At 61.2% G+C, this 26,772-nt stretch carries 28 protein-coding genes and 1 tRNA gene; 10 read left to right on the forward strand and 19 right to left on the reverse strand.

Annotated features, from left to right (window positions below; translation table 11 throughout):
- Positions 1-16: 16 nt before the first annotated feature.
- The 4 genes from rpsA to JNB91_RS11245 all read right to left on the reverse strand — a co-directional run bounded on the left by rpsA (position 17) and on the right by JNB91_RS11245 (position 4,068).
- Positions 17-1,723, reverse strand: a complete 1,707-nt coding sequence (gene rpsA / locus JNB91_RS11230; RefSeq protein ID WP_220325588.1) for a 30S ribosomal protein S1 — start codon at positions 1,721-1,723, stop codon at positions 17-19.
- A 176-nt stretch (positions 1,724-1,899) separates the two neighbouring features.
- The gene (cmk, locus tag JNB91_RS11235; RefSeq protein ID WP_220325589.1) at positions 1,900-2,535 is read right to left on the reverse strand and encodes a (d)CMP kinase; all 636 of its coding nucleotides are present in this window, start codon (positions 2,533-2,535) and stop codon (positions 1,900-1,902) included.
- Positions 2,535-3,899, reverse strand: coding sequence for a 3-phosphoshikimate 1-carboxyvinyltransferase (aroA, locus tag JNB91_RS11240; RefSeq protein WP_220325590.1), 1,365 nt, complete (start codon positions 3,897-3,899; stop codon positions 2,535-2,537). Before aroA ends, cmk begins: the two co-directional genes overlap by 1 nt.
- Positions 3,900-3,915: 16 nt before the next feature.
- Positions 3,916-4,068, reverse strand: a complete 153-nt coding sequence (locus JNB91_RS11245) for a hypothetical protein (protein WP_220325591.1) — start codon at positions 4,066-4,068, stop codon at positions 3,916-3,918.
- A 59-nt stretch (positions 4,069-4,127) separates the two neighbouring features.
- Here JNB91_RS11245 and JNB91_RS11250 point away from each other — a divergent pair, with 59 nt between their 5' ends.
- A complete protein-coding gene (locus tag JNB91_RS11250; RefSeq protein WP_220325592.1) occupies positions 4,128-4,520 on the forward strand; it encodes a TIGR02300 family protein in 393 nt (130 codons plus the stop codon).
- A 151-nt stretch (positions 4,521-4,671) separates the two neighbouring features.
- A tRNA-Ala gene (locus JNB91_RS11255) sits at positions 4,672-4,747 on the forward strand.
- A 20-nt stretch (positions 4,748-4,767) separates the two neighbouring features.
- Here JNB91_RS11255 and JNB91_RS11260 read toward each other — a convergent pair.
- The 7 genes from JNB91_RS11260 to JNB91_RS11290 all read right to left on the reverse strand — a co-directional run bounded on the left by JNB91_RS11260 (position 4,768) and on the right by JNB91_RS11290 (position 11,466).
- Positions 4,768-5,019 carry a hypothetical protein gene (locus JNB91_RS11260; protein ID WP_220325593.1) on the reverse strand — a complete coding sequence of 84 codons (252 nt, stop codon included), beginning with the start codon at positions 5,017-5,019 and terminating at the stop codon, positions 4,768-4,770.
- Between the two features lie 121 nt (positions 5,020-5,140).
- Positions 5,141-6,142, reverse strand: a complete 1,002-nt coding sequence (locus JNB91_RS11265; protein WP_220325594.1) for an ABC transporter ATP-binding protein — start codon at positions 6,140-6,142, stop codon at positions 5,141-5,143.
- A gap of 33 nt (positions 6,143-6,175) precedes the next feature.
- Positions 6,176-7,237, reverse strand: a complete 1,062-nt coding sequence (locus JNB91_RS11270) for a Gfo/Idh/MocA family protein (protein ID WP_220325595.1) — start codon at positions 7,235-7,237, stop codon at positions 6,176-6,178.
- A complete protein-coding gene (locus JNB91_RS11275; RefSeq protein ID WP_220325596.1) occupies positions 7,234-8,073 on the reverse strand; it encodes a carbohydrate ABC transporter permease in 840 nt (279 codons plus the stop codon). The genes JNB91_RS11270 and JNB91_RS11275 overlap by 4 nt, the downstream gene beginning before the upstream one ends.
- An 11-nt stretch (positions 8,074-8,084) precedes the next feature.
- Complete coding sequence (locus JNB91_RS11280) at positions 8,085-9,032, reverse strand: carbohydrate ABC transporter permease (protein WP_220325597.1); 948 nt, start codon at positions 9,030-9,032, stop codon at positions 8,085-8,087.
- A 235-nt stretch (positions 9,033-9,267) separates the two neighbouring features.
- Positions 9,268-10,524: an ABC transporter substrate-binding protein gene (locus JNB91_RS11285; protein ID WP_220325598.1), complete on the reverse strand. Its 1,257-nt coding sequence runs from the start codon at positions 10,522-10,524 to the stop codon at positions 9,268-9,270.
- Between the two features lie 18 nt (positions 10,525-10,542).
- Entirely contained in the window at positions 10,543-11,466 is a 924-nt protein-coding gene (locus JNB91_RS11290) for an N-acetylmuramic acid 6-phosphate etherase (RefSeq protein WP_220325599.1), read from the reverse strand.
- 205 nt (positions 11,467-11,671) lie between these two features.
- Between JNB91_RS11290 and JNB91_RS11295 the strand changes: the two genes are divergently transcribed.
- The 4 genes from JNB91_RS11295 to nagA are packed head-to-tail and all read left to right on the forward strand — an operon-like array spanning position 11,672 to position 15,510.
- Positions 11,672-12,556: a glucosamine kinase nucleotide-binding domain-containing protein gene (locus tag JNB91_RS11295; RefSeq protein ID WP_220325600.1), complete on the forward strand. Its 885-nt coding sequence runs from the start codon at positions 11,672-11,674 to the stop codon at positions 12,554-12,556.
- Positions 12,553-13,317, forward strand: coding sequence for a GntR family transcriptional regulator (locus tag JNB91_RS11300; RefSeq protein WP_220325601.1), 765 nt, complete (start codon positions 12,553-12,555; stop codon positions 13,315-13,317). The genes JNB91_RS11295 and JNB91_RS11300 overlap by 4 nt, the downstream gene beginning before the upstream one ends.
- Positions 13,318-13,333: 16 nt before the next feature.
- Positions 13,334-14,356, forward strand: coding sequence for an SIS domain-containing protein (locus JNB91_RS11305; RefSeq protein WP_220325602.1), 1,023 nt, complete (start codon positions 13,334-13,336; stop codon positions 14,354-14,356).
- On the forward strand, positions 14,353-15,510 hold the full coding sequence (nagA, locus tag JNB91_RS11310; protein ID WP_220325603.1) for an N-acetylglucosamine-6-phosphate deacetylase: 1,158 nt from the start codon (positions 14,353-14,355) through the stop codon (positions 15,508-15,510). The genes JNB91_RS11305 and nagA overlap by 4 nt, the downstream gene beginning before the upstream one ends.
- An 84-nt stretch (positions 15,511-15,594) precedes the next feature.
- Here nagA and JNB91_RS11315 read toward each other — a convergent pair whose 3' ends face one another.
- The 3 genes from JNB91_RS11315 to JNB91_RS11325 all read right to left on the reverse strand — a co-directional run bounded on the left by JNB91_RS11315 (position 15,595) and on the right by JNB91_RS11325 (position 18,248).
- Positions 15,595-16,995, reverse strand: coding sequence for a sensor histidine kinase (locus tag JNB91_RS11315; RefSeq protein ID WP_220325604.1), 1,401 nt, complete (start codon positions 16,993-16,995; stop codon positions 15,595-15,597).
- Positions 16,992-17,669, reverse strand: a complete 678-nt coding sequence (locus JNB91_RS11320; RefSeq protein WP_220325605.1) for a response regulator — start codon at positions 17,667-17,669, stop codon at positions 16,992-16,994. The genes JNB91_RS11315 and JNB91_RS11320 overlap by 4 nt, the downstream gene beginning before the upstream one ends.
- A gap of 72 nt (positions 17,670-17,741) precedes the next feature.
- Positions 17,742-18,248 (reverse strand): DUF1993 domain-containing protein, encoded by a 507-nt coding sequence (locus tag JNB91_RS11325; RefSeq protein WP_220325606.1) that lies wholly within the window; start codon positions 18,246-18,248, stop codon positions 17,742-17,744.
- Positions 18,249-18,401: 153 nt separating this feature from the next.
- On the opposite strand from JNB91_RS11325, the gene JNB91_RS11330 reads away from it, so the two are divergent.
- From JNB91_RS11330 to JNB91_RS11345, 4 genes are all read left to right on the forward strand, one after another.
- Positions 18,402-19,487, forward strand: a complete 1,086-nt coding sequence (locus JNB91_RS11330; protein WP_220325607.1) for an ABC transporter substrate-binding protein — start codon at positions 18,402-18,404, stop codon at positions 19,485-19,487.
- Positions 19,488-19,712: 225 nt separating this feature from the next.
- Entirely contained in the window at positions 19,713-20,657 is a 945-nt protein-coding gene (locus tag JNB91_RS11335; protein WP_220325608.1) for a Bug family tripartite tricarboxylate transporter substrate binding protein, read from the forward strand.
- A complete protein-coding gene (locus JNB91_RS11340) occupies positions 20,654-21,148 on the forward strand; it encodes a tripartite tricarboxylate transporter TctB family protein (RefSeq protein ID WP_220325609.1) in 495 nt (164 codons plus the stop codon). The genes JNB91_RS11335 and JNB91_RS11340 overlap by 4 nt, the downstream gene beginning before the upstream one ends.
- 21 nt (positions 21,149-21,169) lie before the next feature.
- Positions 21,170-22,687, forward strand: coding sequence for a tripartite tricarboxylate transporter permease (locus tag JNB91_RS11345; protein ID WP_220325610.1), 1,518 nt, complete (start codon positions 21,170-21,172; stop codon positions 22,685-22,687).
- Positions 22,688-22,860: 173 nt separating this feature from the next.
- Here JNB91_RS11345 and JNB91_RS11350 read toward each other — a convergent pair whose 3' ends face one another.
- From JNB91_RS11350 to JNB91_RS11370, 5 genes are all read right to left on the reverse strand, one after another.
- Entirely contained in the window at positions 22,861-23,793 is a 933-nt protein-coding gene (locus JNB91_RS11350) for a glutaminase (protein WP_220325611.1), read from the reverse strand.
- 62 nt (positions 23,794-23,855) lie between these two features.
- Positions 23,856-24,368: a MarR family winged helix-turn-helix transcriptional regulator gene (locus tag JNB91_RS11355; RefSeq protein ID WP_220325612.1), complete on the reverse strand. Its 513-nt coding sequence runs from the start codon at positions 24,366-24,368 to the stop codon at positions 23,856-23,858.
- Entirely contained in the window at positions 24,365-25,051 is a 687-nt protein-coding gene (locus JNB91_RS11360; RefSeq protein ID WP_220325676.1) for an ABC transporter ATP-binding protein, read from the reverse strand. The genes JNB91_RS11355 and JNB91_RS11360 overlap by 4 nt, the downstream gene beginning before the upstream one ends.
- Entirely contained in the window at positions 25,048-25,797 is a 750-nt protein-coding gene (locus tag JNB91_RS11365; protein ID WP_220325613.1) for an ABC transporter ATP-binding protein, read from the reverse strand. The genes JNB91_RS11360 and JNB91_RS11365 overlap by 4 nt, the downstream gene beginning before the upstream one ends.
- A complete protein-coding gene (locus JNB91_RS11370; protein WP_220325614.1) occupies positions 25,790-26,764 on the reverse strand; it encodes a branched-chain amino acid ABC transporter permease in 975 nt (324 codons plus the stop codon). The genes JNB91_RS11365 and JNB91_RS11370 overlap by 8 nt, the downstream gene beginning before the upstream one ends.
- Positions 26,765-26,772: the final 8 nt, after the last annotated feature.

Genomic DNA, 26,772 nt, shown 5'->3' on the forward strand with positions numbered 1-26,772 from the left:
ATTCAGGAAACGACGATTACTCGTTGCTGCCGCGGTTCTTCAGGGCTGCGCCCAGAATGTCGCCGAGCGAAGCGCCCGAGTCGGACGAACCGAACTGTGCAACTGCTTCCTTCTCTTCGGCGATTTCCAGCGCCTTGATCGAAAGCATGACCTTGCGGTCCTTCTTGGAGAAGTTGACGACGCGGGCGTCGACAACCTGGCCAACCGAGAAACGCTCCGGACGCTGGTCGTCGCGGTCGCGAGCGAGGTCAGCGCGGCGGATGAAGGCTACGAGGTCTTCGTGGGCAACGAGCTTCACTTCGATGCCACCGTCGTTGACGGCGATGACTTCAGCCGAAACGACAGCGTTCTTGCGCAGGTCGCCGGAAGCGGCCGCGTCACCAACAGCGTCCTTGCCGAGCTGCTTGATGCCGAGCGAGATACGCTCCTTCTCGACGTCAACATCGAGAACGACAGCCTTGACGACGTCACCCTTGTTGAACTCTTCGATGACCTGTTCGCCCGGACGGTTCCAGTCGAGATCCGACAGGTGAACCATGCCGTCAACGTCGCCTTCGAGGCCGATGAACAGGCCGAATTCGGTCTTGTTCTTGACTTCGCCTTCGACTTCAGTGCCGGCCGGATGCGAGAAGGCGAATGCCTGCCACGGGTTTTCCAGCGTCTGCTTGAGGCCAAGCGAGATACGGCGCTTCGACGGATCGACTTCGAGAACGACGACGTCGACGTCCTGCGTGGTCGAAAGGATCTTGCCGGGATGAACGTTCTTCTTCGTCCAGGACATTTCGGAGATGTGGATCAGGCCTTCGATGCCCGGCTCCAGCTCTACGAATGCACCGTAGTCGGTGATGTTCGTGACGGTACCGGAGATCTTCTTGCCGATCGGGTACTTGGCCGCGATGCCATCCCACGGATCCGACTCGAGCTGCTTCATGCCGAGCGAGATGCGGTGGGTTTCCTGGTTGATGCGGATGATCTGAACCTTGACCGACTGGCCAATGGACAGGATTTCCGACGGATGGTTCACACGGCGCCATGCCATGTCGGTGACGTGCAGCAGGCCGTCGATGCCGCCGAGGTCAACGAACGCACCGTAATCGGTGATGTTCTTGACGACGCCGTCAACAACCTGGCCTTCTTCGAGGTTCTGAACGATTTCAGAACGCTGCTCGGCACGCGACTCTTCGAGAACCGTACGACGCGAAACAACGATGTTGCCGCGACGCTTGTCCATCTTGAGGATTTCGAAGGGCTGCGGGTTGTGCATGAGCGGGGTGACGTCGCGGATCGGACGGATGTCGACCTGCGAACGCGGCAGGAAGGCAACAGCGCCGTCGAGATCGACGGTGAAGCCGCCCTTGACCTGGTTGAAGATAACGCCTTCAACGCGCTCGCCAGCTTCGAACTTGGCTTCGAGCTTGACCCAGCTTTCTTCGCGACGAGCCTTTTCGCGCGACAGAACGGCTTCGCCGAGAGCGTTTTCAATGCGCTCGACATAGACTTCGACTTCGTCGCCGACCTTCAGCGAACCGTCTTTGCCCTTGGCACCGAATTCCTTAAGCGCGATGCGACCTTCGACCTTCAGGCCGACGTCGACAACTGCCATGTCCTTTTCGATTGCCGTTACCAGACCTTTGGTAACGTAGCCTTCGGCCAGATCGTTGGATGCGAAGGATTCCTCGAGAAGAGCTGCAAAGTCTTCGCGCGTGGGGTTAGTTACTGCCATGAAATCTCCTGATCGTGTCCTGGTGTTTTAGGACACGCATGCGCCGGTGGTTCGTGTTAAACACGCCCGAAGTCCAGGCCCGCCTCTCTCAATCGGTCATACCGTGGGAGGCTATCCGGCGCTGGGACTGAACTGCGGGATCTTCGCGAACGAAAAGCCGGCTTCCCGGCAATCCGTCAATTCTTTGTCAGTGCGGCATCGATCAACGACTTCGCGGCCTGAAACGCGGCCTCTATACCCATTTTGGACGTATCAAGCAAGTGCGCGTCGTCAGCAGGCTTCAGCGGGCTGTCGGCGCGGCCCATGTCGCGCTCGTCGCGCTTCTTCACGTCGGCGAAGATATCATCATACTCCGCCTCGCCGCCCTTGGCGATGATCTCCTCATAACGGCGCCTTGCACGCACATCGGCGGATGCCGTGACATAAAGCTTCACGGTCGCATCGGGGCAGACGACGGTGCCGATATCGCGGCCATCCAGCACGGTTCCCGGCGCTCTTGTCGAAAAAGCCCGTTGGGCTTCGACCAACGCGCGGCGCACTTTCGGCATAACGGCGATCTTCGATGCCGCTTCGCCTATCGCGTGAGCCGAAAGAATATCGCGATCGAGGCCGGCAAGCTCGACCTCACGCGCCATCTTTTCCGCGACCGCCTCGTCATTCAGCGGCAGGCCGGCATCGAGAAGCGCTTTTGCCGTGGCGCGATAGGTCAGGCCGGTGTCGAGGTGGTGGAAACCGTAGGTCTCGGCAATCTGGCGCGACAACGTGCCCTTGCCCGCTGCCGCCGGCCCATCGATGGCGATGACGACGCCCATCAGGCTTCGCCTTCCACCAACTCGATCTTCGCGCCAAGCCCGGTCATCAGATCCATGAATTCCGGAAAACTGGTGGCGATAATCGAGGCATCATCGACGGTGACCGGATGTTCGGAAGCCAGGCCGAGTACGAGGAAGCTCATGGCGATGCGGTGGTCGAGATGGGTGACGACAGCCTTGCCGGCAGCATTGCCATATCCCTTGCCGCCCGGACGGCCGCGAACGACGAGCGTTTCCTTGCCTTCGTCGCAATCGACGCCGTTGAGCTTCAGGCCCTCAGCGACGGCGGAAAGGCGATCCGATTCCTTGACCCGCAGCTCTTCCAGACCAAGCATGGTCGTCGTGCCGGTCGCATAGGCGGCCGCGGCCGCCAGAACCGGATATTCGTCGATCATCGAAGGCGCGCGGTCGGCGGGGACGGTGACGCCCTTCAATTCGGAATATTTCACACGCAGATCGGCAACATCTTCGCCGCCGGCGAGGCGAGCATTGAGCACTTCGATATCGGCACCCATTTCCTGCAGCGTCAGGATCAGGCCGGTGCGGGTCGGGTTCATCAGCACGTTGAGGATGGTGACATCGGAACCGGGCGTCAGCAGCGCCGCCACCAGCGGGAAGGCTGTCGAGGACGGATCGCCGGGCACGTCGATGACCTGGCCCTTCAACTGGCCACGGCCGACGAGACGGATGATGCGCACGCCCTCGGCGTCGGTTTCGACCGTCAGATCAGCACCAAAGCCCTGCAGCATCTTTTCCGTATGGTCACGGGTCATGACCGGTTCGATGACGGTGGTGATACCCGGCGTATTGAGACCGGCAAGCAGAACGGCCGACTTCACCTGCGCCGAGGCCATCGGTACGCGATACGTGATCGGGTTCGGCACTTTCGGGCCATGCAGCGTCACCGGCAGGCGATCGCCTTCGACGGAGGTCACCTGCACGCCCATCTCGCGCAGCGGGTTCAAGACGCGACCCATCGGGCGCTTGGAAAGCGATGCATCGCCGATGAAGGTGGAGGCGAAGTCGTAGACGCCGACGAGGCCCATGGTCAGGCGGCAGCCTGTGCCGGCATTGCCGAAGTCGAGCGGTGCTTCGGGTGCCAGAAGCGCGCCGTTGCCGGTGCCCTGGATGATCCATTCGTCGCCGATCTTTTCGATCTTCGCGCCCATGGCGCGCATCGCCTTGCCGGTATTGATGACGTCCTCGCCTTCCAGCAGGCCAGTAATCCGGGTCTCGCCCGAGGCAAGCCCGCCGAACATGAAGGAGCGGTGCGAGATCGATTTGTCGCCGGGAATCCGGATCGTCCCTGTAAGAGCTTCCGACCGTGCCGATTTCGCCGGCTTCAACGCGGTACCATGCGACATTGAGTGTCCCTATTCCTCAAGCGTTTCTGAATTTTGCGCCGTCGTTATCATAAAGCGTTTTGGCGGTCATCCGCTTGTTGGCTAAAGGATGCCAAGAAAGCCCGGAAAGTTTGGCTTTGACATCAAGAGCCGTTGGCCTTATGGGGACCGGCTTAGATTTTTCACCCATTCATCCATCGCCGCACATGCGGCGCGCCGATCTGATCGGCCGGCTTATGAGGCTTAACAGTGGCAAAAGCGGAACTCGGAACCAAACGTACCGACCCGGATACCGGAAAGAAGTTCTACGACCTGAACCGTGACCCGGTCGTTTCCCCCTATACCGGCAAGTCCTGGCCGATGTCTTTCTTCGCCGAAAACAGCGCCGCCATTAAAATGGAAGAGGCAGCCGAAGACGAGGACGATATCAAGGAAGTCGACAGCGAGAGCCAGGAAGCCGAAGTTGTTTCGCTGGAAGACGCTGACGGCGACAACAACGGCGACGACATCCCGGATATGGGCGATGACGACGACGTTGATATCGGTGACGACGAAGACGATACCTTCCTTGAGCAGGAAGATGAAGATGACGACGACATGTCGGGCATCATCGGCGTCGGCGGCGACGACGACGAACAGTAATTAACGCTAAAGCCCGGCAATTTCAGAAAAATTGCCGGGCTTTGATTTTTCGGCTTGCGCTTCCAAAATTCACGAAGTAATAAGCCGCCACTTCCGAAGCAAACGACCGCTTCGAAGTTCCCAGGACCGGAAAACACCGGACCACCCTGATGGGGCTATAGCTCAGCTGGGAGAGCGCTTGCATGGCATGCAAGAGGTCAGCGGTTCGATCCCGCTTAGCTCCACCAACCTTTTCTTCCCAAACAGACTACCGCTCAAGACAGACATGATGCGCATATGCGTGGCCTGCCTTGCGTCGTACGGTGGTCGCATTCCTGAGCCTCGTGGACTGCGCCTGTTGCGGCCTTTCGGCACGGCCCGTGCTGCGTGGAGAAAGCGCGCTCAATGCGGCTTCCTCTCGATAACAGTCTTTGTAGGCCTGAGCCTTCTGGTGGATGATGGTGGCGATAAGCGCTGAAACGAATGCGACCGCCGACAGGATTATGATTGCTGTGATCATGGCGTTTCCTCTGCGGATAAAACGCAGAGGACGCGATAAGGTTCTCACATCATTAAAATGAAACGCGGGAAAGGGGGCGGAGAGAAACGGTTCCAACCACCCCGGCAGACCAAGGCCCGTGTCAGCGAACGGCCTGATCATTGGCATCGAAACGATGCATGAGGGCCTTGTCCGGCGTTGCATAGACGATATCGTCGGCGCCGTAGCGATGCTCACCGAAAAGGCGCACTGTGATAAGGCCTGCCGTCTCCGTTTCGAGATAAAGGATCGTGTCGGCGCCGAGATGTTCGGCATGCACGACCTTGCCCTTCCATTCGCCCGCCTCGCGCGACAGGGCGATATGTTCGGGCCGGATACCGATCGTCTTGATCCCGCCCTCCCCCAGGCGCTCGGCCGGAATGAAATTCATCTGCGGTGAGCCGATAAAGCCGGCAACGAAGGTATTGGCCGGTCGGTTATATAGCTCCATCGGCGAGCCGATCTGTTCGACCTTGCCGGCACTGAGAACGACGATCTTGTCGGCCAGCGTCATCGCCTCGACCTGGTCATGGGTGACGTAGATCATCGTTGCCTTCAGGCGGCGATGCAGGCGGGCGATTTCGAGCCGTGTCTGGACGCGCAGGGCCGCATCGAGGTTCGACAAAGGCTCGTCGAAGAGAAACAGGCTCGGTTCGCGCACGATGGCGCGGCCGATCGCGACCCGCTGTCGCTGGCCGCCGGAAAGCTCGGCCGGGCGGCGGGCGAGATAGGGTTCGAGCGACAGCATCGACGAGGCCTTCGTCACACGCTCCTCGATCTCGGCCTTGGGCGTGCCGGCCTGCTTGAGACCAAGCCCCATATTGTCCTTGACCGTCAGGTGCGGGTAGAGCGCATAGGACTGAAACACCATGGCGATGCCGCGCTTGGCGGGCGGCACGGTCGCCACTTCCTTGCCGTCGATGCGAATCGAGCCGGAAGATGCATCCTCAAGCCCGGCAATGACACGCAGCAGTGTGGATTTGCCGCAGCCGGACGGGCCGACGAAGATGACGAATTCGCCGTCCTTGACGTCGAGATCAATGCCTTTCAGCACTTCATGATCGCCAAAGGCCTTTCGAATGGATGTCAGTTGCAGCGAACCCAAGAGCGTCTTCCTTATTGATGTCGTGGCCGGCCGTCAGAGATAGACCGGTTTGCCGGTGCGCGCGCTTTCGTCCGCCGCGAGGCAGATGCGCAGTGATTGCACCGCATCGTCCATGTGCCGTGTGAGGTCGATATCCTCACGGATCACCTTCAGCATATAGGCCTGTTCCAGATCGCAGAGTTCCTGATGACCCGGCTCTCCGGCCATCTTCATATCCTTGTCGGGCGACAGGAATTTCCCATCCGGGCCTGTTTCGGCACTGTGCAGCCGGATGACCGAGGTTTTCGTGTGCGTGTCGATATCGTCCGACTTGGCATTCGGGTCCATGACGATCGAGACCGATCCCTTGGGCGACATGACGTCCTTCACAAAGAAGGCGGTTTCGGAAATCATCGGGCCCCAGCCGGCCTCGTACCAGCCGACCGACCTGTCGTCGAAGATCACCTGCAGATGGCCGTAATTATACATGTCTGGCGCGATCTCGTCGGAAAGCCTGAGGCCCATGCCGCGCACCTCGACCGGTTTTGCATCGGTGATCTGACACATGACATCGACATAATGCACGCCGCAATCGACGATCGGCGCGGTCGTGTTCATCAGCGCCTTGTGCACGTCCCAGGTCGGGCCGGAGGACTGCTGATTGAGGTTCATGCGGAAGACGTAAGGCGGCCCGAGCTTGCGCGCTTCCTCGATCAGCCGGATCCAGGATGGGTGGTGGCGCAGAATATAGCCGATGACCAGCTTTTTGCCCGCAGCCTTCGCGGCTGCGACGACGCATTCGGCATCGGCAACCGTGGTCGCCAGAGGCTTTTCGACGAAGACGTGGCAGCCGGCCTCGAAGGCGGCGACGGCATAATCGGCATGGCTGTCGGAATAGGTGCAGATCGAGCAGAGATCGGGCTTCAGCTCGGCAAGCGCCGTCAGGAAATCCGGATGGATCCTGTAATCCGACAGCGCCGGATCGAGCTTCGGCTCCGAGCGATTGACCAGGCCGACGATCTCGAAACCCGGATCGTTGTGATAGGCGAGCGCATGGCTGCGGCCCATATTGCCAAGGCCTGCGACGAGGACGCGGATGGGCTTTTCTGACTTCATTTGACGGCTCCCGAGGTAATGCCGCGGATCAACTGCCGCGAGAAGATGACATAGAGGACCAGGACCGGCAGGATGGCGAGCGACAGGGCCGAGAGAACCGCATTCCAGTTGGTGACGAACTGGCCGATGAACATCTGCGCGCCGAGCGTTACGGTCTTGGTCGCTTCACCCGGTACGAGGATCAGCGGGAACCAGAGATCGTTCCAGATCGGGATCATGGTGAAGACGGCGACCGTAGCCATGGCCGGCCGCACCAGCGGCAGAACGAGACGGAAGAAGATCGCGTATTCGGACAGGCCGTCGATCCGCCCGGCATTCTTCAGGTCATCAGACACGGTACGCATGAATTCCGACAGGATGAAGATCGCCAGCGGCAGGCCTTGCGCCGTATAGACCAGAACCAGCGCCGTCAGCGTATTGACCAGACCGGCCGCGACCATGCCCTGCAGGATGGCGACGGTGCCAAGCCGGATCGGGATCATGATGCCGAGCGCCAGATAAAGGCCCATCAGCAGATTGCCGCGAAAGCGGTATTCGGAGAGCGCAAAGGCGGCCATGGCGCCGAACAGCAGTACGAGCGCGATCGAAACGACCGTGACGATCAGGCTGTTCTGGAAATAGCCGATGAAATCACCCTGTTTCAGCACGGTCTCATAACCGACAAGGCTGAAGGTCGAGGGCGTCGGGATCGCCATCGGCTCGCGGAAGATGGCGTTGCGGGTCTTGAACGAGTTGACCAGCGTGAGGAAGACCGGGAAGAGCGCGATCAGCGTGTAGCTGATCAGGGCCAGATGGATCAGTCCGGTGCGAAGGTAAGAGGTGCGGGCTGTTGCCATGACCATGCTCCTCAGAACTGGTAGCGACGCATGCGCCGCTGGATGACGAAGAGATAGAGCGAAACGCCGGCGAGGATGATCAGGAACATCACGGTGGCGATCGTCGCGCCCATGGAGCGGTCGCCCATCTGGTTCTGGAAACCGAAGAAGGTGCGGTAAAGCAGCGTGCCGAGAATATCCGTCGATCCGTCGGGACCGGCCAGCGCGCCCTGCACGGTGTAGATCAGGTCGAAGGCGTTGAAATTGCCGACGAAGGTAAGGATCGAGATTATGCCGATCGAGGGCAGGATCAGCGGCAGCTTGATCTTCCAGAACTGGCTCCAGCCGGTAATGCCGTCACATTCGGCAGCCTCCAGCACCTCGTCTGGAATGTTTAGGAGCGCCGCATAGATCAGCATCATCGGGATGCCGACATATTGCCAGACGGAAATCAGCGACACGGTGATCAGCGCGCTATCCGCTCTGCCGAGCCAGGGCGCAAAGGCCCATTTCAGACCGACCCAATCCATCATACCCGGCGCAATGCCCCAGATCGGCGAAAGGATCAGTTTCCAGATGAAGCCGACGATGACGAAGGACAGCAGCGTCGGCACGAAGATGGCGGTGCGGTAGAAGGTGGCGAAGCGCAGTTTAGACACGGACAGCATGGCGGCCAACGCGATGCCGACCGGATTCTGCACCAGCATGTGGATGACGAAGAAGATCAGGTTGTTTGAAAGCGCATTCCAGAAGCTCGCCGAAAGACGCGGATCGGAAAACAGCGTGATGAAATTGGCAAGGCCGACAAACACCGTCTGGCCATCAGCCAGATTATAAAGCGACAGCCGCAGCGTCTCGATCAGCGGCAGGATCATGATCGCCGTGTAGACGAGGAAGGCCGGCGCCAGAAACACGAGAATGTGCCAGCGGGCGGGCCGCTTGATGGGGGCAGCTTCGAATGGATTGTCAGCCTCGGTCATCGGTTCTCATCTTGCTCTTGAGGCTAGCCAGCTCATACCGCGCTGAACCTTGAGGAAATAAAGCCCCTCCCAACCCTCCCCACAAGGGGGAGGGCTCAACCCGGTCTTTCCGCCGAGGTCGAAGTAATACTGGCGGCTGCCACTTGCTTTCTCCCCCCCTTGTGGGGGAGATGGCCGGCAGGCCAGAGGGGGACTTTTCGTCTGTGTGGCGCTCCCAATCAATGGGAGCGGCACTTCACTTCACCGGCTTGTACCAGCTGTCCAAACCCTTCTGGGTCTCTTCGGCTGCCTGTTCCGGTGTCTGCGTACCGTTGATGACATTGGCCGAGACGCGCCACATTTCCAGGTCGAGGTTCGGCTGGCCGCGGCCGACGATTGCCGCGCTCGGGCGGATGGTCGGCTTGCAGTTCTGACGCCAGGAGACGAATTCCTGTGCCAGCGGATCTTCCATCTTCACCGCCGTCGAATTCAGGCTGAAGAAGCCCGGCAGCGAGTTGGCGTAGAGCGTGGCAAATTCCGGCGATGCGACCCAAGCGAGGAATTTCTTCGCCGCTTCAGGGTTCTTGCCCTTGGCGTTCAGGCCAATACCGATGTCGTTATGGTCGGAAATGTAGCAGGTATCTCCAGCCTTCTTCACCGGCGGCGGGAAGGCGCCCATTTCGAAATCGGCCTGCGCCTTGAACGGTGCGATTTCCCATGAGCCTGCCGGATAGATGGCGGCGCGACCGAGCGTGAAGAGGTTCTGGCTGTCCGGATAGGTCTGGGCTTCGAAACCATCGCCGAGATAGGGCTTCCACTTGGCGAGCGTCTTGTAGGGCTCGACCCAGTCTGCATCGGTGAGCTTCTGTGTGCCCGCGATCAGCGCCTTGCGGCCTTCCTCGCCCTTCCAGTCGTTCGGGCCGATATTGTAATAGCCCATGGTGGCGGCTTCCCACTGGTCCTTGGTACCCATGGCCATCGGGATATAGTTGCCGTCCGCCTTGATCTTGTCGAGCAGCGCGAAAAACTCGTCCTCGGTCTTCGGCACTTCGGCCTTCAGCTCCTCGAACGCCTTCTTGTTGTAGATGAAGCCGTGGATGACGGATGCCATAGGCACGCAGAACGTGGTCTTGCCGTCGTCGGTCGTCCATGCGGACTTGGCCGTGTCGGAGAAATTGCCGATGCCGTCGAGATCGTTGAGCGGTGACAACTGGCCCTTCTGGAACATGGCAAGCGACAGGTCGAACGGGCGGCAGGTGATGAGATCACCGGCGGTGCCCGCTTCCAGCTTGGCGTTGACGGCGGAATTATATTCTGTCGGCGCCATCGGTGCAAAAGTCACCTTGATGCCGGGGTTCTTCGCTTCGAAGGCGGGGATCAGCTTTTCCTGCCAGATCGACAGGTCGTCATTGCGCCAGCTTTCGATGGTCAGCGATGCATCCTGCGCCAGAACCGCGCCTGCCGGAGCAAACATGGTCGTGGCGAAAAGCATGCCTTTCAGTAGACGGGTCATGATGGTCTCCCTCTTTTGTTAACGCCTCGCGGCGCATTTCACGGTATTTTCCGTCATCTTCAGCTCCGCCAGTGCTTTCCTCAACACGTGGTCGGAACGGATAAGAAGTTCTTGTGCGGCATCGGCATCCGGCACACCCTTGGCGAGCAATACGGCGAGTTTGACCGAACCACCGGCAGCCTCCAGCCACCCGCGCGCATCGTCAAAACCGATCTCCGCGATCTCCGCGACCATTCCGGCCGCACGAATCCGCAGTTTTTCATTGTCGGCCCGCAGATCAACCATGTGGCCGTCATGCACATGGCCAAGCCTTATCGCAGCAAGCGTGGAGATCATGTTGAAGGCGAGTTTTTGGGCCGTGCCGGCGCCCATGCGGGTCGAGCCGGCGACGATTTCCGGCGGCGTTTCCAACAGGACGCAGACATCCGCGCCATCGAACAGGCGCGCACCGGAATTGTTGGCGATCGCGACAATCCTCGCGCCGCGGTCTCTGGCGATTTCGGCGATCTTCAGAACATAAGGGGTCGAGCCGCTGGCGGACACGGCGAGAACACAGTCGCCCGCAGCGATGACATCGGCATCGCTTTCGGCAAGCTTCGTATCGTCTTCCGGCGTACCCGGCATGTCGCCAAGGCTCGAAAGCCCGCCGGCCAGAAGAAGCCTGATCTGGTCGCGGGGAATGCCATAGGTGCCGGGAAGCTCCAGCGCATCAGCCATCGCCATCAGACCCGAACTGCCGGCGGCCGCATAGATCAACTTTTTTCCGGAACGAAGCGCCTGCGCGACAAGTTCGGCCGCATCTGCAAGCGCTGGAATGGCTGCATCGACCGCACTCGCCGCCGCCTGCTGGCCCGATGCCAGGAGCGCAAGGATCTCTGCCGGATCACGCTGATCCAGCCCCTCCGCTTTTTCATGTCTGGCTTCGGTGGCTTTTTGGCTCATCCGTTTCTCCCTCAGAGCAAAATGATGCCAAAAAAATACCAATTGTCCAGCGAGAAATTAATATTTGTTACCCGGATCGATTGCAGGATTATCATGGCCGGCGAAAAACCACATGAAATCAGCACAATAAGTGCGAAAATCAGATTTTCGTCATTTCCGCCTTGGTAAATGGTATTTTTTTGGTATCATTTCTTCGGAGGTATCGATGACAGGTTTTATTCTCGGGATAGATGGCGGCGGAACAAGCTGCCGGGCAGCACTGGCAGACGGCCGGGGCAGATTGCTCGGCCGCGGCAAGAGCGGTGCGTCCAATATCCTGACCGATCCCGATACGGCCCTCAAACATATAGGAGAGGCCGCCGAGCACGCCTTTGCCGATGCGGGGATCGAACCTGATCTCGCGTCCACCTCCGCCATTCTCGGACTTGCCGGCAACAATGTCGGTGATGTGGTCGGCTATGTGACGGCCCGGCTGCCGTTCAAAAGGTCCGAGATCGTTTCCGATGGCGTGATCGCCCTGCAGGGCGCGATCGGTGACGAGGATGGCGCAATCGGCATTGTCGGCACCGGCACGGTCTACATCATCCGCCAGAACGGCCTGTTCAAATCCATCGCCGGCTGGGGTTTCCAGGTCAGCGATCTCGGCAGCGGCGCAAGGCTCGGCCAGCTGGCATTGCAGGAAACCCTACTTGCCTTCGACAGGATCCGACCGATGACGCCTCTCTGCGAGGCCATCCTTTCAGGGTTCGACAACAATCCCGAGCTGATCGTCGATTTTGCCAGATTGGCCAAACCCGGCGAATTCGGCCGCTACACACCCAAGGTTTTCGAGTTCGCAGACAGAGGCGACGAGACAGCGCTGCGTATCCTTCGCACCGGTGCCGCCGGGATCGACGAGGCACTGGATGCCGTCGAGGCCGTGACCGGTGGCCAAGGAATGCTCTGCCTGCTCGGCGGACTTGCCACGCTCTATCCGCCCCATCTTGCAGAACGGCACCGGACACGGCTTTCGGCGCCGCGCGCCGATGCCCTGACCGGCGCCGTGCAGCTGGCGGTCAAGGCCTATGGCCATGCGGAGGTGCGTGCATGAGCGAGGCGCTCACGACCATCCTGCCCCTCGACGGGCTGCAATCGTTAGGTTCGGGACCGCTTTACCTGAAACTGCGACAAAGCCTGGAGGATGCGATCCGCACCGGCAGGCTCGGGCACGGCGACGCGCTTCCGGCCGAACGGGATCTTGCCGATTATGCCAATGTCAGCCGTGTCACGGTACGCAAGGCCGTCGATGACCTTGTGCGCGACGGGCTTTTGACCCGCCGGCACGGATCCGGCACATTCGTGGTCAAGCCGCTGTCGCGTGTCGAGCAGCCGCTGACGAAACTGACATCGTTTACCGAAGACATGGCGCGGCGCGGCCTCGTTTCCCGCTCCGAATGGCTGGAACGCGGGCTGTTCCATCCGTCTCCGGAAGAGATGATGATGCTTGGTCTTGCACCCGGCACGATGGTCGCGCGGATCGGCCGCCTGCGTTTCGGCAACGACATGCCGCTTGCCATAGAGCGGGCCAGCATTTCGGCCGAATTTCTGCCCGATCCGACTTCCGTGACCGGCTCGCTTTATGCCGAGCTGGAAAAGAAGGATGCGCGCCCGGTGCGCGCCATCCAGCGGATTTCCGCCACCAACATGAAAAAGGCCGATGCAGCACTTCTGGAAGTGCCGATCGAGGCGGCAGGGCTTTCCATCGAACGGGTGTCCTATCTGGCATCCGGTCGTGTCGTGGAACTGACCCGCTCGCTTTATCGCGGCGATGCCTATGATTTCGTCGCCGAACTTTCGCTCGGCGATATCTGACAAACGAGGACCAGCGATGCAGACCCATATGCGCCAGGAGATCAACGAGATACCGGAAGCGGCGGCCCGCCTGCTCGACCGCTCGGCTGCCGAACTGGAAAGGGCCGGTCGCGCCCTGCGCGACAAGGATCCGGACTTTCTGGTGACGATCGCCCGCGGTTCCTCCGACCATGCCGCAACCTTCATCAAATATGCGATCGAATTGACCGCCGGACGACCGGTTGCCTCGCTGGGCCCGTCGCTTGCCTCGATCTACGGCGCCGACCTGAAACTTCGCGGTGGCGCTGCCATCGCCATTTCCCAATCCGGCAAAAGCCCGGATATCGTTGCCATGGCCGATGCGGCGACCAGGAGCGGTGCGGTGACCATCGCGCTGACCAACACGCTGCCGTCGCCGATCACTCAGGCCTCGCTGCATGCGGTCGATATCAATGCCGGGCCCGAGCTTGCGGTCGCGGCAACAAAATCCTTCGTCAATTCGATCGTTGCCGGTCTCGCGCTTCTGTCGGAATGGACGGGTGACGAGGCTCTGCGGTCAGCGGTTCGCGACCTTCCCGGTCATCTGGCAAAGGCCATAACGCTCGACTGGAGCGAGTTCGCCAGCCAGCTCGGCGATGCGGAATCGCTCTATATGCTCGGCCGCGGCCCGGCGCTCGCTATTGCCAGCGAGGCGGCGCTGAAGTTCAAGGAAACGTCCAACATGCATGCCGAGGCCTATTCGGCGGCCGAGGTTCTGCATGGCCCGGTGGCGCTGGTGGAAGATGGGTTTCCGCTGCTCGCCTTTGCCGCCCGCGATGCGGCCGAGGCCTCGATCGTCGAGATCGTCGACAGCCTTGCGGGCAAACGGGCGCTCGCTTTCGCCACATCCGGCGAGGTCAAGGCCGCCCACAGGCTTCCCTTCATCGCGACCGGCCATCCGCTGACCGATGCGCTTTCGCTGATCGTGCCGTTCTACGGTTTCGTCGAGGCATGGTCGCGCTCCAAGGGGTTCGATCCAGACCAGCCCGCGGCTCTGAAGAAGGTCACCGAAACCCTATGACCCAGAAAAAGGCTCTCATCGGCTCCCGTATCTTCGATGGCTCGGACTGGCATGACAATGCCGCGGTCGTTTTCGACAGCGGCAAGATCCTTGGCATTCTTCCGGTCGAACAGATCTCTTCCGAGATGGAAAAGATCGACGGCGGCGAGATCATCGCACCCGGCTTCATCGACCTGCAGGTGAATGGCGGCGGCAGCGTGCTGCTCAATGAGGAGCCGACCGTCGACGGCATCGCGACGATCTGCGCTGCCCATGCGAAATTCGGCACGACCTCGCTTTTGCCGACGCTGATCACCGACACGTTCGAGATCACCAGCCGCACAGTCGCTGCCGGCATTGAAGCGAAGCAGCAGGCCGTTCCCGGTTTCCTCGGCCTGCATCTGGAAGGCCCGCACCTGTCGCTCGCCCGCAAGGGCGCGCATGACCCGAAACTGATCCGCCCGATGGAGGACGAGGATCTTGACCTCATCCTGTCCTGCGGCCTGGCTCTCGACGCATTGATGGTGACGATCGCGCCGGAAAGCGTCACGCCGGAACAGGTGATCCGGCTTGCCAGCGCCGGTATAACCGTCAGCCTCGGTCATACCGAAGCGAGCTACGATATCGCCCGGCTCTACGTTCATGCAGGCGTGCGCACCGTCACGCATCTGTTCAACGCCATGAGCCCGCTCGGCCATCGGGAACCGGGCATGGTGGGCGCAGCACTCGATACGGGCAGCCTCTATGCCGGGCTGATCGCCGACGGCATCCACGTCCATCCCGCCGCCATGGGCGCTGCACTTCGCGCCAAGACGGGGCCGGGGAAGATATTCCTTGTGACCGACGCCATGTCGCCGATCGGCACCGACATAACGTCGTTCACGCTCAACGGCCGTGAGATCCTGCGCCGCGACGGCCGCCTGACGCTTGAAGACGGGACGCTTGCCGGCGCCGATATCGACATGGCTGCCTGTGTTCGGCTGGTTCACGAAACGCTCGGCCTGCCGCTGGAAGAAGCGCTCAGAATGGCCTCGGCCTATCCCGCGGAAGCCGTGCAGATTTCGGGCAGTAAGGGATTGCTCAAGCCGGGCTTCGATGCGGATTTCGTGGTGCTTGATGCCAGCCTGCATGTTCAGGGCACGTGGATTGGTGGGAGTTGCGTTTATCAGCCGTAGGTTTGGCGTTAGCCCCTCACCCTAACCTTCTCTCCGTCATTACGGGGAGAAGGTGCCGGCAGGCGGATGAGGGGTAGATGCCACCTACGCCATCACCGAAAAAGCAACGCGCACCTTCAGGCCCTTGCCTCCAGCGCCATCTCCGAGAGTAAGGCTTGCGCCATGCAAGCGCGCAATTTCATCGACGATCGGAAGCCCTAACCCGGTGCCAGGCCGCCCCTGCCCGTGAGCACTTGTCTCACCGCGCTCGAAGCGTTTCAGCACGGCGTCGCGGCGCTCGGGCGGGATGCCAGGACCATTATCCTCGACCTCAAGAACTGCCCTGCGCTGATCGCTCCTAACGCGCACCGTGACTTCGGCACCTGCCCCTGCATAAAGCAGCGCGTTCGAAACGAGGTTCTTCACCAGTTCGCCGATCAGGATCGGTTCGGCGACGACCATCACCTCGCCCTCTCCCTCGAAGCCCAGGTCTATCCCCGCCTCGGCCGCTCGTGGCACATGCTCGGCGGTCACAGTCCGGGCAAGATCGACAAGATCGACGTCGCGCATTGCCGTTGAACGGCTGGCGGCATCGATGCGTGCCATGAGCAGAAGCTGGGCAAGGATGCGCTCGGCATCGCCAACCGCTTCATCGGCCTTTTCCGCCGCCTGCTGAACCTCGCCGAGGTTGCCGGACCGCCTTGCAAGCGTCAGCTGGGTGCGGACGATGGCGAGCGGAGTGCGCAACTGATGCCCGGCATTGCCGGTGAAATGGCGGAGCGCATCGAGTGCACCTTCGAGCCGCACCATGAAGGAATTGACCGTATCGACAAGGCCCTGAACCTCGTTCGGAACACGCTCGATGATCGGATGCAGATCATCGGGGCTGCGTTCGGCAAGCGCTTCGCTGAATCGGTAGAGCGGCCGAAGCGACAGCGTGACGGCCACCCAGACGATCGCCGCAGCGCCCAGGATCATGAACAGGATACGCAAGGCCGACCGCAACAGGATCGCCTGGGTGAGCTGCTGGCGCGCGATTGTGGTTTCGGCAACGGTGACGGTGAACGGCACCGAGTTAATGCCCGTCGATGCAGAACGGGCCAAAGCAGCCACCCGGATCGGCTCCCCGCGAAAACTCGCATCGGCAAAGGCTGCCGCCTGCCCTTCCCTGCGGGCAATAGATGGCAGGTTCTGGTAGCCGGTGACGAAGGTGCCGGGCGGTCCGTCGACCCGGTAGAACACACGGTCCTGTGCTGCCGATGTCAGCATTTCCAGCGCGACATAGGGAATATCGACTTCCAGCGAGCCGTCTTCCGAGACGATCACCCGCTCGGCAATCGCGAGCGCCGAACCCGCCAGCACACGGTCAGACACCTCATTCGCGGTATCGACAGCCTCGTCCCAGGTATCGACCATGGCGATGGCACCGATCACGGCCGTCGATACCAGCAGCCATGCAAGCAGCCGGCGGCGCAGCGAATAGGCGCTGGGCTGCGCCACCGTCATGATGCGACACTCGCGGCTTCGAGATAATAGCCGATGCCGCGCGCGGTCTTCACCGTCAGTCCGTGCTGCACGAGGCGCTTTCTGAGCCGGCTCACATATTGCTCGATCGCATTGGCGGAAAGGTCATCATCGAAGCCCGTCAATGACGCAACGATCGCCTCCTTGGAGACGACCTTGCCCATGCGCAGGAAAAGCAGTTCCAGAAGCGCGATTTCACGCGCGGGGATATCGAGCGGCGTGCCATTGCAGGAGAATGTCCGCGAAATCAGGTCGAAGGTGACGCCACCGTGAGTCACCGCGGATGTGCGCAGCCCCGCCTGCCGACGCAACAGCACACGAATACGCGCCTCGAATTCCGGCACGTCGAAAGGCTTGATCATATAGTCGTCGGCACCGAGATCGAGACCGCGGACGCGCTCTTCCGGCAGGCCGCGTGCGGTGAGAATCATTACCGCCGCACGGTTCTGGCGCGCGCGCATGGCGCGCAGCACGTCGAGACCGTCCATTTCCGGCAGGTTCAGGTCAAGGATGACGAGATCATAGGCCTGTGCCGCAGCAGCGGCCTCGGCAGAAGTGCCATCGACGACGAAATCGACCACATAACCGCTACTGCGAAGAATGGCCTGCAGCCCTTCGGCCAGAGCCAGATTATCCTCGACCAGCAATATACGCACGAAATCCCCCCGCTTCATCGCCGACTATATCCGGTGAAGCGGAGAGATGTCACGAGGTCGGCACGCCGATAATCAGGGACGGCCGAGATAATCCATCTTGCCGACCGGCACGCCCTTGTGGCGCAGGATCGCGTAAGCGGTGGTAACGTGGAAATAGAAGTTCGGCAGTGCAAAACCGAGCACATAGCTCTTGCCGCTGAAGGTGATTTCGCCGGAGCGGTTCTTCAGCACGACCTCGATATCCTCGCGCTCGGCCATCGAGACCGGCACGACGTCGTTGAGGAACGCAACTGTCTTTGCGATACGGGCATGAAGATCGGCAAAGCTCACTTCGTCATCGGTGAAAGGCACATTCTCGACACCGCCGACACGAACCGGCACGAATTTGGCGCTGTCGCTCGCACGCTGGATCTGGCCGGTCAGCGGCAGCATATCCTCGATCAGCCGGGCTTCGAGCAGGTCCTTGTGCGCGATCCCCTTCTCGTCGGCAAAGGCTTCGCCCTTCTTGAGGATTTCGGTGAGATTGGCAAAGCCGCGCAGGAAAGCCGGTACGGAGACGTCATAGAGCGAGAGAGACATTGGGAACCTCGTTGGGGGCAGAGAGAATTACCGGCACCAGGTAGGCAGTCGCAGCGGCCGGACAAGGACGCTCCAACAATGCGTTGCGCTTGTGGCCTGGCGGACACGCCGTGGCAGCTTGCCGCAGGCTCCGGCCTCAGGCATTGTCCATGCATGACGCGCCTTTCATTCCTCTGTCTCTGTCTCATCGGGCTCTGTCCTGCCTTTCTGGCGGGAACGAGTGCTGCCAATGTGCTGATGTTTCCGGCTCTCTCCGGAAAACAGGATGCGGCGGTGCTGACCGTCTATTCGTCGCTGGACGAGGCGCTGGCAAAGCCGATGATCGCAGGTTTTCAGGCAGCCAATCCGGATGTGGCCGTCGCCTATGAGGACATGCTGACAGGCGAGATCTACGACCGGATCGTGCACGAGACCGATGCGGGGAAAAAGACCGCCGACTTTGCCTTCTCTTCAGCGATGGACCTGCAGGTGAAACTTGCCAATGACGGTTATGCGCAGGCGAGCGATCTGCCGATGAGCGGGCGCTGGCCGCAATGGGCGAACTGGCGCAATACCGTCTATGCGCTCACCTTCGAACCGGCCGTCTTCGTTTATCACAAGCCGAGCTTCAAAAACGAAGCGCCACCCGCCAGCCGGGCCGAATTCATCGAATTCCTGCAGAAACATGGTGATTCGGTGCACGGCCGGATCGGCACCTACGACATAGAGCGCTCCGGCGTCGGCTTCCTGTTCATGTCGCGTGACCAGGAACAGTTCGGCGATATCTGGTCTGTGGTCCGCGCCATGGGAGCGGCCGGCGTAAAGCTCTATTCCACCAGCGGCGCGATCCTCGAACGTGTTGCCGATGGCCGATTCTTGCTCGGCTACAATATCGTCGGCTCCTATGCCGCCGACTGGGCTTCGCGCGATCCGAATGTCGGTATCGTGCTGCCGAAGGATTATACCGTCGTGATGTCGCGTATCGGGCTGGTGCCGCAGGCGGCGGCCAATGCCGATCTCGGCAAACGCTATCTGGAATTCTTCATGTCGAAAGAAGGCCAGACGATCATGGCGCGCGAGTTGCAGATTCCCGCCGTCAGCCCGGAAGTCGCCGGCAACAATACGGCAACGACCATGCGGGAAATGCTTGGCGGGCAGTTGAAACCGGTGCCCGTCAGCCTCGGGTTGATGGTCTATCTCGATCAGGTCAAACGGGCGCGGCTGATCTCGAAATGGAATGAAGAACTGCGACATCAATAGGACTTGAAAAAGCTGTCGCCTTTACTTCGTTTCCTGCAAGAATGACTGTCGTCAAGCGATGTCAGGTAAATGTCAGGTTCCTGTGATCGCTTAAGGCATTCGGACCCCATGGAGGTGGGGCCGGCGATAACGGGAGGGGAAGACAGGCGAAAAGCGCCTGCGCGTCATCATCCTTCCGTTGCGAAAAACAATCCGTCCCGCGGGACGTCAACGGAGGACATACCCTTGAAACATTTCTTGCTCGCTTCCTTCCTCGCGGGTGCAATCGCCCTTCCGGCGGCTGCCGCCGATTATTCGATCATGGCACCGGCAGCACCGGGCGGCGGCTGGGACCAGACCGCGCGCACGATGCAGACCGTGCTGCAGAAGGAAAAGATCTCCAACCGCGTTCAGGTCATGAACGTTCCGGGCGCCGGCGGCACGATCGGGATTGCCCAGTTCGCCAGCCAGCAGAAGGGCAACCCGAATGCGCTCATGGTCGGCGGTTACGTCATGGTCGGCGCGATCCTCACCAACAAGTCGCCCGTCACGCTGAAGGACGTCACCCCGATCGCGCGGCTCACCGGCGAATACGAAGTCATCGTCGTTCCGGCCTCGTCCGACATCAAGACGATGGCGGATCTCGTCGCCAAGCTGAAGGCTGATCCGGGTTCGGTTTCCTGGGGCGGCGGTTCGGCCGGCGGTACCGACCATATCGGCGCAGGCCTGATCGCAAAGGCGGCCGGCGTCGATCCGACCAAGATCAACTACATCGCATTTTCCGGCGGCGGCGAGGCACTGGCCGCAATCCTCGGAAGCCAGGTGACGGCCGGCATCTCGTCCTACGGCGAATTCGAAAGCCAGATCAAGGCCGGTTCGCTGCGCCTTCTCGGCATATCTTCCGCTGAAAAGATCGAGGGCATCGACGCTCCGACGCTGAAGGAATCGGGTCTCGACGTCGTGCTGCAGAACTGGCGCATGGTTGCCGCGGCTCCGGGCATTACCGAAGAGCAGAAGAAGGCAATCGCCACCGACATCGAGAAGCTCGCCAAGTCGGAAGGCTGGCAGGAAAACCTGAAGACCAAGGGCTGGATGGACACCTATCTGTCGGGCGCTGCCTTCGACGAACAGCTTGCCAAGGATATCGCCTCCACCGAGACGATCCTGAAAGAAATCGGACTGGTTAAATGAGTTCAGAAGCTCCCAAGAGCTCGAGCGAGCGCCGCCCTGACTGGGCGGCGCTTGTCATCGCAGCGGTTCTCGCCATCGTTGCCGCCGTCATCTTTGTCGACGTATCGCGCCTGACAGCCACGACCGGCTATTCGCCCATCGGCCCGGCTTCGGTTCCCTACTGGATCGGCTTCGGATTGATCGGCCTTGCCGTCTGGACGGTCTTTGCCGCTTTCCGCCACGATTTTCCCGAGCGTGAACGCCAGGAAGTCAGCCCGGTTCTTTGGGTCGTCGGTGGTCTTCTTGCCCAGATGATCCTGATCCGCTTTGCCGGTTTCTCCATCGCCACCGGCCTGCTGTTCGGTCTTGCTGCCCGCGGTTTTGGTGCGCGCAAGCTGCATATCAGCATTCCGGTCGGCATCGTCATCTGTCTTGCCATCTGGTGGCTGTTTGCGGGCGTATTGCAGCTCTCGCTTCCCGCCGGCCCGCTTGAAAACCTGCTCCTCCAGTAACCGGAGCCGGAGAGACATCCCATGAGCACATTCGAATTCCTCCTCCAGGGCCTGGCATCCGCCGCAGAGCCGATGAACCTGCTCTATGCGCTGATCGGCGTCACGCTCGGCACCATGGTCGGCGTCTTGCCGGGCATCGGGCCTGCCACCACCGTGGCGCTGCTTCTGCCGGTCACCTACCAGCTCGACGCCACCGGCTCACTGATCATGTTCGCCGGCATCTATTACGGCGGCATGTATGGCGGCTCGACGACCTCGATCCTTCTGAACACGCCCGGCGAAAGCGCCTCGATCGTTACCGCGCTCGAGGGTAACAAGATGGCCCGTGCAGGCCGCGGCGGACCGGCGCTCGCAACAGCCGCGATCGGCTCCTTCGTTGCCGGCCTGATCGCGACGCTGGCGCTCGCCTTCATCGCCCCTTACATCGTCAAGCTGGCACTGGTCTTCGGCCCACGCGAATATTTCGCGCTGATGGTGCTCGCCTTCGTCACCGTGTCGTCCGCCTTCGGCAATTCGACGCTGCGCGGGCTGACCTCGCTGTTCATCGGCCTGGCGCTGTCGCTCGTCGGCATCGACCAGCTGACCGGCCAGAACCGCCTGTCCTTCGGCGTGCCGGACCTGCTTGACGGGATCGAAGTCACGACCATGGCGGTTGCGATGTTCGCGATCGGCGAGACCCTGTTCATTGCCGCTCAGGGCGCGCAGGCACCCGACAAGGTGGAAGCGATCAAGGGTTCGGTCTGGATGACGGCGAAGGATTGGGCACGCTCATGGAAAGCCTGGCTGCGCGGCACCGTGATCGGCTTCCCGATCGGCGCCATGCCGGCCGGTGGTGCTGAAATCGGCACGTTCCTCTCCTATGCTACGGAAAAGAAGCTCTCCAAGCATCCGGAAGAATTCGGCAATGGCGCCATCGAAGGCGTCGCCGGACCGGAAGCCGCAAACAACGCCTCTGCCGCCGGCACGCTCGTGCCGCTTCTGACGCTCGGCCTGCCGACGTCTGCAACGGCTGCGATCATGCTGGCCGGTTTCCAGCAATACGGCCTGCAGCCCGGCCCGCTTCTGTTTGCGACCAATCCGCAGCTCGTCTGGGGCCTGATCGCCTCGCTTCTGATCGCCAACCTGATGCTGCTGGTCCTGAACCTGCCGCTGGTCGGCCTCTGGGTTCGCCTGCTGACGATCCCGAAGCCGTGGCTTTACGCCGGCATTCTGGTGTTTGCGACGCTCGGCACGATCGGCGCCAACCCTTCGGTGTTCGAACTCGGCATGCTTCTGCTCTTCGGCCTGATCGCTTACGTCATGCGCGTCTTCGATTACCCGATCGCGCCCGTCATCGTCGGCCTGATCCTCGGCCCGCTGGCGGAACAGCAACTGCGCCGTGCGCTGTCGATCAGCCAGGGTGATTTCACCGTGCTGTTCACCTCGCCGATCGCCGCCGTGCTGCTGCTGCTTGCTGCAACCGCGCTGATCCTGCCGCTGGTGCTGCGCATGCGCGGCCGTGGCGACGTGCTCACCCAGATGGCCGCCAGCGAAGACTGATCGAGTCCTCCCAGGACGGAAAAGCCCGGCACTTCGAGAATGAGGTGCCGGGCTTTTTTATGTTTATAGAACGCCGTCATCCTTGGCCTTGTGCCAAGGATCTAACCACGTTTCTCAAATCGATAGGTCAGCAGATCCTCGGGACAGGCCCGAGGATGACGACCTCGCGCCTTTCAATGCCCGAACACCGACCACCCTGTCCGATCGGCCAGCATTTCCAGCGCCAGAGACCCAATCAGCGAATTGCCGTTGTGATTGAGCCCCGGCGACCAGACGGCGATCGAGGCGCGGCCCGGTGCGACCGCCATGATGCCGCCACCGACGCCGCTCTTGCCCGGCAGGCCGACGCGATAGGCGAATTCGCCCGAGCCGTCATAATGGCCGCAGGTCAGCATCAGCGCATTGATGCGCCGCGCCCTTTGCCGTGAGACGACCGTATGGCCGGTCATCGGGTTCCTGCCATTTGCCGCCAGAAACAGTCCGGCGCGCGCAAGCTGGGTGCAGGTCATGGCGATGGCGCAATGGTGGAAATAGACGCCGAGCACATGTTCCACCGGATGGGTGAGCTTGCCGAAGGAGCGCATGAAATTGGCGAGCGCAAAATTGCGGTAGCCGGTCGCCTCTTCCGACTTCGCCACTGCCGGATCGATCGCGATCTCCTCGTCATCCGCCAGATAGCGGACAAATCGCAGGATCTCGCCGATCGCTTCGCGCGGCGTGTGGCCGGCAAGCACGAGATCGCTGACGGCAATCGCACCGGCATTGATGAAGGGGTTGCGTGGCTTGCCTTCCTCCTGCTCCAGTTGGACGATGGAATTGAAGGCGGAGCCCGACGGTTCGCGGCCGACGCGGTTCCAGGTCGTCTCGCCATGCTTGCCGAGCGCCAGCGTCAGCGTAAAAACCTTCGACACGCTCTGGATCGAGAAGGCCTCGTTGCAATCGCCCGCGCTATGCACCTTGCCATCGACGGTGACGACCGCGATGCCGAATTTCTTCGGGTCGACATGGGCAAGCTGGGGGATATAATCGGCCACCTTGCCTTCGCCGAGCCGCTTCTGCAGGCTCGAATGGATGTCTTCAACGATCGCCTGCAGGTCGTCTTTCATTGCGGCTCCGGGAACAATGTTTTTGAAACACCTAGAGTGTTTTCGGGGCCGATGAAAAGCCCCTATTCGTCGCCGCTGCCGGAAAGGTGATTGCTGGCGGATGCCTTGACCGCGCCGATCTCGCTCCAGAGCGAAGCGACCATGTCAGGATCGACATCCGCCATGATGTCTTTCAGCCAGCGTTCATGCGCTGCGGCCATGCCGGTGAAAAACTCGATACCCGATGGCGTCAGCCTTGCGACGGTAACACGGCGATCGGCATGGGGCGTGACACGCTCCACATACCCATCCGCCTCCAGCCGCTCGACCAGACCCGTGACATTGCCGTTGGTCACCATGGTGCGCTTCGACAGCTCGCCGAGCCGCAGGCCTTCACGCTCGCGATAGAGCTGCGCCAGAAGGTCGAACTGCGGCAGCGTCGCGCCGAATTCGGCACGCAGGCGGCGGCGGATTTCGTTGGTGATCAGCTTAGTGGTCGAGAGCATGCGCAGCCACAGCCGCGTCTCCGGCTTGTTGTTGCCGTGGGCATCGTGAACGATAAGCTCGAGATCCGCGCTTGCCGCTTCCATTGTCATACTCCGAGATAGCGATCCTGGACCTCGGCGGACACGTCGCCGCTTGATCCCTGCCAGACGCTTCGCCCGTTTTCGAGGATGACGCAACGGTCCGCAACCGGCAAAAGCTCGGAAAGCGTCTTGTCCACCACGAGAATGGAGAGCCCCTCCGACTTCAGCTGCCGGATCGCCCGCCAGATATCCTGCCGGATGACCGGGGCGAGACCTTCCGTCGCCTCATCGAGTATCAGCAGGCGCGGATTGGTCATCAGTGCACGGCCGATCGCCAGCATCTGCTGCTCGCCGCCCGAGAGCGATTTCGACATCTGCGCGTGCCGTTCTTCCAGCCGCGGGAAAAGCGCATTGACCTTTTCGAGCGTCCACTCGCCCGGTCTCGCGGCCGCCACGAGGTTTTCATGGACGGAAAGATTGGGAAAGCAGCGCCGCCCTTCCGGCACAAGGCCGACGCCGAGCCGCGCCACCTTATAGGGCGCCAGCCGCTCGGTGCCCTTGCCGCCGAAAAAGATACGACCGGTCTTCGGCGGCATCAGATTGCAGATCGACTTGATCGTCGTTGACTTACCCATGCCGTTGCGGCCCATCAGTGCCACGACCTCGCCTTCATCCACGCGGAACTCGACGCCAAAAAGCGCCTGGCTTGCGCCGTAATAGGTGGTGATGTCCTGAACATCCAAAAGCATCAGGCGTGATCCCCCAGATAGGCGGTGCGCACCGTCGGATTGCTGCGGATTTCGTCCACCGTGCCCGTGGCAATCACCTTGCCGTAGACGAGAACCGAAATCCGGTCGGCGAGTGCAAAGACCGCGTCCATATCGTGTTCGACCAGCAGGATCGGCGCCTCGCGGCGCAGCGCATCGAGAAACCCGGTCAGCTTCTTCGATCCTTCCGGCCCCATGCCGGCCATCGGCTCATCCAGCAGAAAGGCCTTGGATTGCAGCGCAAGCGCCATGGCGATTTCCAGCTGGCGGCGTTCACCATGGGAAAGCTCGGCTGCCGGCAAGCGTGCGCGGTCGGCAAGCCCCACCCGTTCAAGGATCGCCATTGCCGGGTCGACCAGTGAACTATCCTGCATCACCGGTTTGAAGAAACCGAAGCTCGAACCCTGCTTTGCCTGCACAGCCAGCATGACGTTTCTCAGCGCCGAAAATTCCGGCGCCAGCGACGAGACCTGAAAGGTCCGACCGAGGCCTTTCTGCGCCCGCTCAGCCGTGCTCAGCGCGCCGATATCTTCGCCGGCAAACCGGATCGTGCCGCTGTCCTGCCTCACCGTACCGCAGATCTGGTGGATCAGCGTCGATTTGCCGGCCCCATTCGGGCCGATCAGCGCGTGGATTTCGCCCGGTCGGAGGTCGAGCGAAACACCGTCCGTCGCGCGCAAGGCGCCGAATGCCTTGACGAGATTGTCTATCTGGAGAACCGGCTCAACCATGTTTCGCCTTTCCAGCCAGAAGACCAAGCAATCCACCGCGGGCAAACAGCACGACGCCGAGAAGGATGAGGCCGAGGAAGAACTGCCAGCGTTCCGTCAGTCCGCCGAGCGCAAACTCGAAGGCAACATAAAGCGCTGCCCCCGCCAAAGGCCCGAACAGCCGTCCGGTACCGCCGAGAATGATCAGCACAATCAGTTCGCCCGACATGTGCCAGGAGAGCATGGACGGGCTGACGAAGCGGTTGAGATCGGCATAGAGCGCACCGGCAAGAGCGGTGATCATCGCCGAGATGACGAAGCCGGTCAGCCGGATGCGATAGGGATGGATGCCGACGGTCGCGACGCGTGTCTCGTTCTGCCTTGCCGCCTGCAGCGCCGCACCGAAACGCGAGGCGCGGATGAGGGCGAAAAGCCCGATACCGGCCAAGAGCACGACATAACAGACAAGGAAGAAGCTCAGCGGCTTCATCGTATTGAGCCCAGGAAACTGGTTGCGCACCAGGATCGACAGCCCGTCCTCGCCGCCATAGGCCGGCCAGGAGATGGCGAAATAATAGACCATCTGGGCAAAGGCGAGCGTGATCATGATGAAGTAGACGCCCGAGGTGCGAAGGCTGATCGCCCCGATCGCCAGTGCCACGAGACCGGCAGCGATCACCGCGACAATCCAGATGACCGGCATCTGCACCGTGCCGGGCAGACCGAATATCATCGGTTCATAAGATAGCGCATGGCTGGACAGGATGCCCGCCGCATAACCGCCGATGCCGAAGAAGGCCGCGTGGCCGAAAGAGACGAGGCCGCCGAGACCGAGTGCCAGATTGAGGCCAAGTGCCGCCAGCGCCAGAATGGCGATGCGAGTGGCGAGCGTGACATAGAAAGGCTGGCCGAGCGCATTGGCCGCCAGCGGAGCGGCCAGCAGCAGAAGGGCAAGCACAAGATTGACGGTATTTTCGCGTGTCAGCATGTCTTGCC

The organism is Aliirhizobium wenxiniae (assembly GCF_019511445.1).
Taxonomy (GTDB): domain Bacteria; phylum Pseudomonadota; class Alphaproteobacteria; order Rhizobiales; family Rhizobiaceae; genus Neorhizobium; species Neorhizobium wenxiniae_A.

What these genes read in the sequence shown, in the direction of transcription:
- JNB91_RS11300 (WP_220325601.1), top strand. Translation starts at nt 12,553, where the DNA reads ATGAGCGAGGCGCTCACGACCATCCTGCCCCTCGACGGGCTGCAATCG.
- aroA (WP_220325590.1), bottom strand. Translation starts at nt 3,899, where the DNA reads ATGTCGCATGGTACCGCGTTGAAGCCGGCGAAATCGGCACGGTCGGAA.
- rpsA (WP_220325588.1), bottom strand. Translation starts at nt 1,723, where the DNA reads ATGGCAGTAACTAACCCCACGCGCGAAGACTTTGCAGCTCTTCTCGAG.
- JNB91_RS11295 (WP_220325600.1), top strand. Translation starts at nt 11,672, where the DNA reads ATGACAGGTTTTATTCTCGGGATAGATGGCGGCGGAACAAGCTGCCGG.
- JNB91_RS11285 (WP_220325598.1), bottom strand. Translation starts at nt 10,524, where the DNA reads ATGACCCGTCTACTGAAAGGCATGCTTTTCGCCACGACCATGTTTGCT.
- JNB91_RS11330 (WP_220325607.1), top strand. Translation starts at nt 18,402, where the DNA reads ATGACGCGCCTTTCATTCCTCTGTCTCTGTCTCATCGGGCTCTGTCCT.
- JNB91_RS11340 (WP_220325609.1), top strand. Translation starts at nt 20,654, where the DNA reads ATGAGTTCAGAAGCTCCCAAGAGCTCGAGCGAGCGCCGCCCTGACTGG.
- JNB91_RS11275 (WP_220325596.1), bottom strand. Translation starts at nt 8,073, where the DNA reads ATGGCAACAGCCCGCACCTCTTACCTTCGCACCGGACTGATCCATCTG.
- JNB91_RS11270 (WP_220325595.1), bottom strand. Translation starts at nt 7,237, where the DNA reads ATGAAGTCAGAAAAGCCCATCCGCGTCCTCGTCGCAGGCCTTGGCAAT.
- JNB91_RS11245 (WP_220325591.1), bottom strand. Translation starts at nt 4,068, where the DNA reads ATGGGTGAAAAATCTAAGCCGGTCCCCATAAGGCCAACGGCTCTTGAT.
- JNB91_RS11280 (WP_220325597.1), bottom strand. Translation starts at nt 9,032, where the DNA reads ATGACCGAGGCTGACAATCCATTCGAAGCTGCCCCCATCAAGCGGCCC.
- cmk (WP_220325589.1), bottom strand. Translation starts at nt 2,535, where the DNA reads ATGGGCGTCGTCATCGCCATCGATGGGCCGGCGGCAGCGGGCAAGGGC.
- JNB91_RS11345 (WP_220325610.1), top strand. Translation starts at nt 21,170, where the DNA reads ATGAGCACATTCGAATTCCTCCTCCAGGGCCTGGCATCCGCCGCAGAG.
- JNB91_RS11365 (WP_220325613.1), bottom strand. Translation starts at nt 25,797, where the DNA reads ATGGTTGAGCCGGTTCTCCAGATAGACAATCTCGTCAAGGCATTCGGC.
- JNB91_RS11290 (WP_220325599.1), bottom strand. Translation starts at nt 11,466, where the DNA reads ATGAGCCAAAAAGCCACCGAAGCCAGACATGAAAAAGCGGAGGGGCTG.
- nagA (WP_220325603.1), top strand. Translation starts at nt 14,353, where the DNA reads ATGACCCAGAAAAAGGCTCTCATCGGCTCCCGTATCTTCGATGGCTCG.
- JNB91_RS11305 (WP_220325602.1), top strand. Translation starts at nt 13,334, where the DNA reads ATGCAGACCCATATGCGCCAGGAGATCAACGAGATACCGGAAGCGGCG.
- JNB91_RS11315 (WP_220325604.1), bottom strand. Translation starts at nt 16,995, where the DNA reads ATGACGGTGGCGCAGCCCAGCGCCTATTCGCTGCGCCGCCGGCTGCTT.
- JNB91_RS11350 (WP_220325611.1), bottom strand. Translation starts at nt 23,793, where the DNA reads ATGAAAGACGACCTGCAGGCGATCGTTGAAGACATCCATTCGAGCCTG.
- JNB91_RS11260 (WP_220325593.1), bottom strand. Translation starts at nt 5,019, where the DNA reads ATGATCACAGCAATCATAATCCTGTCGGCGGTCGCATTCGTTTCAGCG.
- JNB91_RS11355 (WP_220325612.1), bottom strand. Translation starts at nt 24,368, where the DNA reads ATGACAATGGAAGCGGCAAGCGCGGATCTCGAGCTTATCGTTCACGAT.
- JNB91_RS11370 (WP_220325614.1), bottom strand. Translation starts at nt 26,764, where the DNA reads ATGCTGACACGCGAAAATACCGTCAATCTTGTGCTTGCCCTTCTGCTG.
- JNB91_RS11325 (WP_220325606.1), bottom strand. Translation starts at nt 18,248, where the DNA reads ATGTCTCTCTCGCTCTATGACGTCTCCGTACCGGCTTTCCTGCGCGGC.